This window comes from Streptomyces sp. NPDC026673 (genome assembly GCF_040638135.1).
In the GTDB taxonomy this organism is placed as follows: domain Bacteria; phylum Actinomycetota; class Actinomycetes; order Streptomycetales; family Streptomycetaceae; genus Actinacidiphila.
In genome coordinates this window covers 1-8,967 of record NZ_JBEZXR010000144.1, presented here as the reverse complement: position 1 = coordinate 8,967, position 8,967 = coordinate 1, and the positions used below count along the sequence as shown (strand labels likewise).

The 8,967-nt window shown below is 71.2% G+C and carries 5 protein-coding genes; 3 read left to right on the top strand and 2 right to left on the bottom strand.

What is annotated here, in order from left to right:
• Positions 1–127: 127 nt before the first annotated feature.
• Positions 128–1,987, bottom strand: a complete 1,860-nt coding sequence (gene dnaK / locus AB0F62_RS41815; protein WP_361811864.1) for a molecular chaperone DnaK — start codon at positions 1,985–1,987, stop codon at positions 128–130.
• A 335-nt stretch (positions 1,988–2,322) separates the two neighbouring features.
• Here dnaK and AB0F62_RS41810 point away from each other — a divergent pair, with 335 nt between their 5' ends.
• Positions 2,323–4,590, top strand: coding sequence for a (Fe-S)-binding protein (locus AB0F62_RS41810; RefSeq protein ID WP_361811861.1), 2,268 nt, complete (start codon positions 2,323–2,325; stop codon positions 4,588–4,590).
• An 87-nt stretch (positions 4,591–4,677) separates the two neighbouring features.
• Here the strand turns inward: AB0F62_RS41810 and AB0F62_RS41805 are convergent, their stop codons facing one another.
• Complete coding sequence (locus tag AB0F62_RS41805; protein WP_361811867.1) at positions 4,678–5,508, bottom strand: thioredoxin domain-containing protein; 831 nt, start codon at positions 5,506–5,508, stop codon at positions 4,678–4,680.
• A gap of 200 nt (positions 5,509–5,708) precedes the next feature.
• Here AB0F62_RS41805 and AB0F62_RS41800 point away from each other — a divergent pair, with 200 nt between their 5' ends.
• Positions 5,709–7,190: an FG-GAP and VCBS repeat-containing protein gene (locus tag AB0F62_RS41800; protein ID WP_361811858.1), complete on the top strand. Its 1,482-nt coding sequence runs from the start codon at positions 5,709–5,711 to the stop codon at positions 7,188–7,190.
• A gap of 187 nt (positions 7,191–7,377) precedes the next feature.
• Positions 7,378–8,844 carry an FG-GAP and VCBS repeat-containing protein gene (locus AB0F62_RS41795; RefSeq protein ID WP_361811855.1) on the top strand — a complete coding sequence of 489 codons (1,467 nt, stop codon included), beginning with the start codon at positions 7,378–7,380 and terminating at the stop codon, positions 8,842–8,844.
• Positions 8,845–8,967 lie beyond the last annotated feature (123 nt).

Sequence of the window (8,967 nt, the reverse complement as noted above, 5' to 3'; positions counted from 1 at the left end):
CCCGCGATGCCGGAACGGTCCGCGCCGACGGCGACGACGTGCAGCCCGGCGTCGACCCCCGGCGCCGCGGAACCGGCCTCGGCAGAGGGGACGACAGGCTCCTCCTCGAAGCCCGGGGTCTCCTCCGTCACGCGGCACCGTCCTTCTTGTCCTCGTCGACGATCTCGGCGTCGACGACGTCGTCGTCGGCCTGGGCCCGGTCCCCGCCCGCGGCACCGGCGGCACCGGCGGCACCGGCCGCGCCACCCTCGGCCTGGGCGTTGGCGTACAGCGCCTGGCCCAGCTTCTGGGAGGTGGCGGCGACCTTCTCGGTGGCCTCGCGGATGGCGGCGGAGTCCTCGCCCTTCAGCTTCTCCTTGAGGTCCGCGACGGCCGCCTCGACCTCGGTCTTGACGTCACCGGGGACCTTGTCCTCGTTGTCCTGGAGGAACTTCTCGGTCTGGTAGACCAGCTGCTCGGCCTGGTTGCGGGTCTCGGCGGACTCGCGGCGCTTGTGGTCCTCCTCCGCGTACTGCTCGGCCTCGCGCATCATGCGGTCGATGTCGTCCTTCGGCAGCGCCGAGCCACCGGTGACCGTCATGCGCTGCTCCTTGCCGGTACCGAGGTCCTTGGCGGAGACGTGCATGATGCCGTTGGCGTCGATGTCGAAGGCGACCTCGATCTGCGGGATGCCGCGCGGGGCCGGCGGGAGGCCGGTCAGCTCGAACATGCCGAGCTTCTTGTTGTACGCCGCGATCTCGCGCTCACCCTGGTAGACCTGGATCTGCACCGACGGCTGGTTGTCCTCGGCCGTGGTGAAGATCTCCGAGCGCTTGGTCGGGATCGTGGTGTTGCGCTCGATGAGCTTGGTCATGATGCCGCCCTTGGTCTCGATACCGAGGGACAGCGGGGTGACGTCGAGCAGCAGGACGTCCTTGACCTCGCCCTTGAGCACACCGGCCTGCAGGGCGGCGCCGATGGCGACGACCTCGTCCGGGTTGACGCCCTTGTTGGCGTCCTGACCGCCGGTCAGCTCCTTGACGAGTTCGGCGACGGCGGGCATACGGGTCGAGCCGCCGACGAGGACGACGTGGTCGATCTCCGAGAGCTGGATGCCGGCGTCCTTGATCACGTTGTGGAACGGGATCTTGCAGCGCTCCAGCAGGTCCGAGGAGAGCTGCTGGAACTGGGCGCGGGTGAGCTTCTCGTCCAGGTGCAGCGGGCCCTCGGCGGAGGCCGTGATGTAGGGCAGGTTGATCGAGGTCTCGGTGGACGAGGACAGCTCGATCTTCGCCTTCTCGGCGGCCTCGCGCAGACGCTGCAGCGCCATCTTGTCCTTGGACAGGTCCACGCCGTGACCCGAGGCGAACTGCTTCACCAGGTAGTCGACGATGCGCTGGTCCCAGTCGTCACCACCGAGGTGGTTGTCGCCGTTGGTGGCCTTCACCTCGACGACGCCGTCGCCGATCTCCAGCAGCGAGACGTCGAAGGTGCCGCCACCGAGGTCGAAGACGAGGATCGTCTGGTCGTCCTTGTCGAGGCCGTAGGCCAGCGCGGCGGCCGTGGGCTCGTTGACGATGCGCAGGACGTTCAGGCCCGCGATCTCGCCGGCCTCCTTGGTGGCCTGGCGCTCGGAATCGTTGAAGTACGCCGGGACGGTGATGACCGCGTCGGTGACCTTCTCGCCCAGGTACGCCTCGGCGTCGCGCTTCAGCTTCTGCAGGATGAAGGCGCTCATCTGCTGCGGGTTGAAGTCCTTGCCGTCCAGGTTGATCTTCCAGTCGGTGCCCATGTGGCGCTTGACCGACCGGACGGTCCTGTCGACGTTGGTGACGGCCTGGCGCTTGGCGACCTCGCCGACGAGCACCTCGCCGTTCTTGGCGAAGGCGACGACGGACGGCGTGGTCCTGGCACCCTCGGCGTTGGTGATGACGGTGGGCTCGCCGCCTTCGAGAACGCTGACGACGGAGTTAGTCGTGCCCAGGTCGATGCCGACCGCACGTGCCATGGTGGAATCCTCCAGCTGCCTACTTGAGTGGAACTGGCTCAAGGGTGCCGCACCCCGCCCGCCATGTCAACAGACCTGAGTCGTGGCGACTCAACTTATGAGCCAGCCCTCCGCGCACGAACGGTCACGGGGAGCGAACCCCCCGGACGCCGGGCCCTCCCCGGAGCCCCCGGGGCCCAGGGAAGGCAGCCCTCAGCGACACAGATCACCGGCGGCGCGGCTGCACGCGTACGCGGATACTGGGTAGTCTCAGGAGAACCGAATAAGTTACTGCTTAGTATTCAGCCGGGCATCAGCCCCGAGCCTCCGCTCTCGCAGGTCCGAGGAGCCCCGAAATGCAACTCGCCGCGATCATCGTGTCGCTGGTACTCGCCGTGGTCGGCGTCGCGCTGTTCAGCCGCGCCATCGCCCAGATCTACCGGTTCGTGCGACTCGGCCAGGACGTCCCCGCGGGCACCCGCACCGACGACTGGCGGGCACGCACCGTCACGGTGGTCCGGGAGTTCCTCGGCCACACCCGGATGAACCGCTGGGGCGTCGTCGGCGTCGCCCACTGGTTCGTCGCCGTCGGCTTCTTCTCCCTGGTGCTCACCCTGGTGAACGCCTTCGGCCAGCTCTTCAAGGCCGACTGGGTGCTGCCGGTCATCGGGCACTGGCTGCCGTACGAGGTGTTCGTCGAGTTCATCGGCCTGATGACCACCCTCGGCATCCTCACGCTGATCGCGATCCGCCAGCTGTCCCGGCCGGGCCGGGCGGGCCGCAAGTCCCGCTTCGCCGGCTCCAACACCGGCCAGGCGTACTTCGTCGAGTCCGTCATCCTCATCATCGGCCTCGCGATCATGACGCTGCGCGGCCTGGAGGGCGCCCTGGCGGAGGTGCACGGCTACGAGGCCGCCTACTTCGCCTCGTACCCGCTGGTCGCGGCCTTCAAGGGGCTGAGCTTCGGCACGCTGCAGAACCTGGTCTACCTGACCGCGATGATCAAGATCGGGACCTCCTTCATCTGGATGATCACGGTCTCGCTCAGGACGGACATGGGCGTCGCCTGGCACCGCTTCCTGGCCTTCCCCAACATCTGGTTCAAGCGGAACGCCGACGGCGCCGTGGCGCTGGGCGCGCTGCAGCCGATGGCCTCCGGCGGCAAGCCGATCGACTTCGAGGACCCGGGCGAGGACGACGTCTTCGGCGTCAGCCAGGTGGAGCAGTTCTCCTGGAAGGGCATCCTCGACTTCTCCACCTGCACCGAGTGCGGCCGCTGCCAGTCGCAGTGCCCCGCCTGGAACACCGGCAAGCCGCTCTCCCCGAAGCTGCTGATCATGTCGCTGCGCGACCACGCGCACGCCAAGGCGCCCTACCTGCTCGCCGGCGGCGGCAAGACCATGGAGGGCGAGGAGAAGGCCTCCGAGGAGCAACTCAAGGACGTCCCCGCGGCGGCCCTCGCCGAGGCCGAGCGCCCGCTGATCGGCACCGCCGAGGAGAACGGCGTCATCGACCCGGACGTCCTGTGGTCCTGCACCACCTGCGGCGCCTGCGTCGAGCAGTGCCCGGTGGACATCGAGCACATCGACCACATCGTCGACATGCGCCGCTACCAGGTCATGATCGAGTCCTCGTTCCCGTCCGAGGCGGGCACGATGCTCAAGAACCTGGAGAAGAAGGGCAACCCCTGGGGCCTGCCCAAGAAGCAGCGGCTCGCCTGGGTCAAGGAGGTCGAGTTCGAGGTCCCCGTCGTGGGCGAGGACATCGAGGACCTCACCGAGGTGGAGTACCTGTACTGGGTCGGCTGCGCCGGCTCCCTGGAGGACCGCGCCAAGAAGACCACCAAGGCCTTCGCCGAGCTGCTCCACATCGCGGGCGTCAAGTTCGCGATCATGGGCGGCGAGGAGAACTGCACCGGTGACTCCGCCCGCCGCCTGGGCAACGAGTTCCTCTTCCAGCAGCTCGGCGCCGAGAACGTCGCCATGCTGAACATGGCCTTCGGCGAGGACGACGAGGACGAGTCGACGAAGAAGCCGAAGGCGCAGAAGAAGATCGTCGCCACCTGCCCGCACTGCTTCAACACCCTGGCGAACGAGTACCCGCAGCTCGGCGGCGAGTACGAGGTCATCCACCACACCCAGCTGCTGCAGCACCTGGTCGACGAGGGCAAGCTCGTCCCCGTCACCCCGGTCGAGGGCATCATCACCTACCACGACCCCTGCTACCTGGGCCGCCACAACAAGGTCTACACGCCGCCGCGCGAGATCATCGCCAAGGTGCCGGGCCTGCGGAACGAGGAGATGCACCGCCACAAGGAGCGCGGCTTCTGCTGCGGCGCCGGCGGCGCCCGCATGTGGATGGAGGAGCGGATCGGCAAGCGCATCAACAACGAGCGCGTGGACGAGGCGCTGTCCCTCAACCCGGACATCGTCTCCACCGCCTGCCCGTTCTGCCTGGTGATGCTCTCCGACTCCGTCAACGGCAAGAAGAACGAGGGCAAGGCCAAGGAGACGCTGCAGGTCGTCGACGTCTCCCAGCTGCTGCTGGAGTCCGTCAAGACCCCGCTCGACCCCGACGGCGAACCGGAGGCGGCGAGCGAACCCCAGCCGGAGCCCGCCCAGTAGCGCGGCCCGCGGCAGACCCTGGAACGCCGGTGGGCGCGTACGGAATCCCGTACGCGCCCACCGGCGTTCCGCGTTCCGCCCGGCTCCTCAGCCGCCGATCCCGGACTGCCGCAGGAGCGCGGCGAAGGAGACGGGGTCGAACAGCTTCTGCAGGTCGGCCTGGGACACCGGCTCGCCGTCGATCTTCACGTACGGGGTGCCCGTGGCACCGCTCTTGACGAAGGCCTCCTCGGACGCCGCCACGAAGTCCGCGTACGACTGCTTGCGCACCGCCGTGTCGAAGGCCGCTCCGCGCAACCCCTTCACCTGCCCGGCGAGCTTCAGCAGATGGTCGTCCGTGAAGCCGTCCACCCGCTCCTCCGGCTGGTTGGCGTACAGCAGCTCGTGGTAGGTCGCGAACGCCCCTGTGCCCGCCTCGACGGAGGCGCGCAGGGCGCCCGCGGCCTTCTTCGAGCCGCTGCCCTTGAGGTTGTCGTCCAGGAACGAGGCCAGGGTGTACTGCACCTTGATGTCGCCCGCCTTGGCGAGCGCCGCCAACTGCGGCCCGGCGGCGGCCTCGAACGCCTTGCAGATCGGACAGCGCGGGTCCTCGTAGATGTGGACGGTCTTCGGCGCCGCCGGATCGCCCACCGTGATCGTCGTCCCGTCCGCCTCCAGGCGGGCGGGCAGCGCGGCCAGCGCCGCGGGGTCCGCCTTCACCGGCACGTCGCCCGCGGCGGCCGACGGGGCCGACGGGGCCGCGGAGGTCGCCGCGGCCGTCGCCCCCGGGGAAGCGGTGTCGGTCGTCAGCAGCCCGCACCCCGTCACCGCCAGGGTCAGCAACCCCGCGACCGCCGCGCCCACCGCGGCGCGCGCTGGGGTGCGCGCTGGGGTGCGCGCGGTCCCGCGCGCCACATTCCGTACGGCCCTGACAACCATCGGCACTTCCCGTCCCTTCGGATCCGTTCCGACCCGAACGGTAGGCCGTCGCGGGCACGAATGCCCAACGCCGCCTCCCCCGTCCACGAACACGGGCGGCGGTCGGCCGACAGGGGGTTCGCCCTCCGTACACACGCGCACAACCTTCCGTCCACCACGGACGTCACACAGGCACCTTCCCCTCCCCGATCGGAGTCTCCGTGCGTGCCCGAGCCATCGCCCTCGCCGTCGCCGCGACGGCGGCCTGCCTCGCCCTGCCCTCGCAGGCCGCTCTCGCCGCCGCGCCCGCCAAGCCGTACGACTTCAACGGCGACGGCTACCCCGACCTGGCGATCGGCGTGAAGGACGGCACCGCGGGCGGGAAGAAGGCCGCCGGCTATATCGCCGTCGTCCCCGGCTCGGCGAACGGCCCCCGAACGTCCGCCCGCTACACCGTCAGCCAGTCCACCGCGGGCATCCCCGGCTCCTCCGAGGCCGGCGACCGCTTCGGGGCCCGGCTCACCAGCGGCGACCTCGACAAGAACGGCTACGCGGACCTGGTCGTCGTCGCGCCCGGCGAGGACGCGTCCGCCCTGGAGGACACCGGCCGCGTCACCATCCTGTGGGGCGGATCGGCCGGCTTCGGGCGCGGCACCGTCCTGCCCGGGTCGGACGCCTACCAGGGGGCGGGCTTCGCCGGCCTCGCCACCGCGGACGTCAACGGCGACGGGCAGCTCGACATCGTCACCGGCAACCGGGGCGACGAGAGCGGCGGACTGTCCGTGGCCCTCGGCCCGTTCGCCCCCGGCCGGACACCGGCCGCCCTCACCGCCGTCACCGACGACGGCATCCCGCACTTCGTCGGACGCATCCGCCTCGCGGTCGGCGACATCGACGGCGACGGCCGCGCGGACGCCGCCGTGGCGCACAACGGCTTCGAAGGCGGCGGCACCACCTATCTGCGCGGCACACCCGGCGGCCTCGTCCGGGCCGAATCCTGGTACGGCGAGACCACGGGCGAGGCCCTGGCAGTCGGCGACTTCGACGGAGACGGCCACGCGGACGTCGCCCTCGGCCTCGCGGGCTTCGGCGCCCACGACACCGAGGAGCCGTGGATCCCCGAACACCCGCTGCCCGCCCGCGCCGGCGGCATCGTCCGCGTCCTGTACGGCAGCGCCCAGGGACCCGCCGCCACCCGCTCGCCGGTCGACCTCGACCAGGACACCGCGGGCGTACCGGGCAGCGACGAAGGCGGCGACGGCTTCGGCCGTGCCCTGGCGGCCGCCGACGTCACCGGTGACGGCCGGGCGGACCTGGCGATCGGCATCCCCGGCGAGGACGTCGGGACCGTGGCCGACACGGGCGGCGTCACCGTCCTGCTCGGCTCCCCCTCCGGCCTGACGGCGGCGGGCGCGCGGAACCTCCACCAGAACACGGCGGGCGTACCCGGGGGCAACGAGGCCGGCGACGGCTTCGGCGGCACCGCCGGCTGCGGGCTCCTCCTGCGCGACCTCGACCGCGACGGCCGCGCCGACCTGTTCGCGGCCGCCGCCGGCGAGGACGCGGGCGACGGCCGTGTGTGGACCCTGCGCGGCACCGCCACCGGGATCACCACCACCGGCTCCGCCGCCTACTCCGCGGCCGGTCTCCGGCTGCCCGGCCCGACCGGCGGCCTGGCCTTCGGTTCCACCCTCTGCTCCTGAGGCCCGGCCGTCCCACACGTCACTCGAAAAAGGTTCCGTCCCTCATACAACTATCCGCACCTGTCGTGGGTCTGAGTTACGCCAACGCCGCCTGGCGCCCGGATGAACTCCGGGCGAACGGGCGGCACGGCCCCTTACAGACTGCGGATGCCCCCGGGCATCCCCGCATGCTCAGGAGAACACCCGCATGCACAAGCGCACCCGGGCCGCCCTCGCGGCCGCGGCCGCCGCCGCCCTCACCGGCGGTCTCCTCGCCCTCTCGGCGACTCCTGCAGCCGCCACCGGCACCGGCGACAAGGCCGACTTCAACGGCGACGGCTACGCCGACGTCGCCTTCTCCGCGGGCGACGCCTACGTCAGCGGCCTGAAGGGCGCCGGCCAGGTCGTCGCCCTCTACGGCTCCTCCAACGGCCTCGCCGCCGCGCACCGCAGCGTCATCAGCCAGAACACCTCCGGCGTCCCCGGCGGCGCCGAGAAGGGCGACGGCTTCGGCTGGCTGACCGCCATCGGCGACTTCAACAGCGACGGCTTCAGCGACCTGGCCGTCTCCGCCGCCAACGAGGACCTCGGCAGCGACGTCGACGGCGGCATGGTCACCATCCTGTGGGGCTCGTCGAAGGGCCTGACCGGCGGCACCACCCTCGCCGACCCCGCGCCCGGCAGCCACGACCGCTGGGGCCGCTCCCTGGCCGCCGCCGACTTCGACGGCGACGGCAAGGACGACCTCGCCGTGGGCTCCTCCTCCAGCACGATCTACGTGTACAAGGGCGGCATCACCAACAGCGGCACCTCCGGCGGCCGCTACACGGTCAAGCCCCCGATCCAGTCCGGCGGCATCGGCGGACCGATCAACCTCACCGCGGGCGAGGTCAACGGCGACGGCAAGGTCGACCTGATCGTCGACGGCTACGAGAACGACAGCGCCGCCGGCTGGAACGCCAACTACTACGTCCCCGGCTCCGCCTCCGGCCTCGTCGCCTCCAGCGCCGTCAAGCTCCAGGGCGGCGTCATCACCGGTATCGGCGACGTCAACGGCGACGGCCGCGGCGACATCGTCATCGGCGTCAGCTGGGACCCGGGCACGAGCAAGGAGCCCAGCGTCCCCGGCTCCGTCAAGGGCGGCAAGGTCAAGGTCGTCTACGGCACCGACTCCGGCCCCGGCAGCTCCACGTCCATCGACCAGGACAGCGGCAACATCCCCGGCGGCTCCGAGAAGGGCGACGCCTTCGGCAGCGAGCTCCACCTCGGCGACATCAACGGCGACGGCTTCCAGGACCTCGCCGTCGGCTCCGCCGGCGAGGACCTCAACGGCGTCGTCGACGCCGGCTCGGTCACCGTCCTCTACGGCTCGCCGGGCGGGCTCGTCACCACGAGCGGCTACCAGTACTTCAGCCAGAACACCGCGGGCGTCCCCGGCTCGGACGAGGCGTACGACATGTTCGGCGGCGAGCTCCACCTCGACGACGTCAACGGCGACGGCAAGGCCGACCTGACCGTCACCACCTTCGGCGAGAACGGCGGCAACGGCGCGGTCACCTCGCTCCGCTCCGACGGCACCAAGATCGCGACCACCGGTGCGGTCTCCATCGCCCCCAGCGCCGTCGGCGTCTCCACCACCGGCAGCCCCCTGTTCGGCGCCAACTTCGGCAACTGATCCACCTCCGGGGGGGCCGCGCCCCCCCCCGCGGGGGGGGGGCCCCCCCCCCCCCACCCCGCCCCCCCCCCCCCCCCCCCCGCCCCCCCCCCCCCCGCGCCCCCGGGCGCCGCCCCCCCCCCA

What these genes read in the sequence shown, in the direction of transcription:
- dnaK (WP_361811864.1), bottom strand. Translation starts at nt 1,987, where the DNA reads ATGGCACGTGCGGTCGGCATCGACCTGGGCACGACTAACTCCGTCGTC.
- AB0F62_RS41810 (WP_361811861.1), top strand. Translation starts at nt 2,323, where the DNA reads ATGCAACTCGCCGCGATCATCGTGTCGCTGGTACTCGCCGTGGTCGGC.
- AB0F62_RS41805 (WP_361811867.1), bottom strand. Translation starts at nt 5,508, where the DNA reads ATGGTTGTCAGGGCCGTACGGAATGTGGCGCGCGGGACCGCGCGCACC.
- AB0F62_RS41795 (WP_361811855.1), top strand. Translation starts at nt 7,378, where the DNA reads ATGCACAAGCGCACCCGGGCCGCCCTCGCGGCCGCGGCCGCCGCCGCC.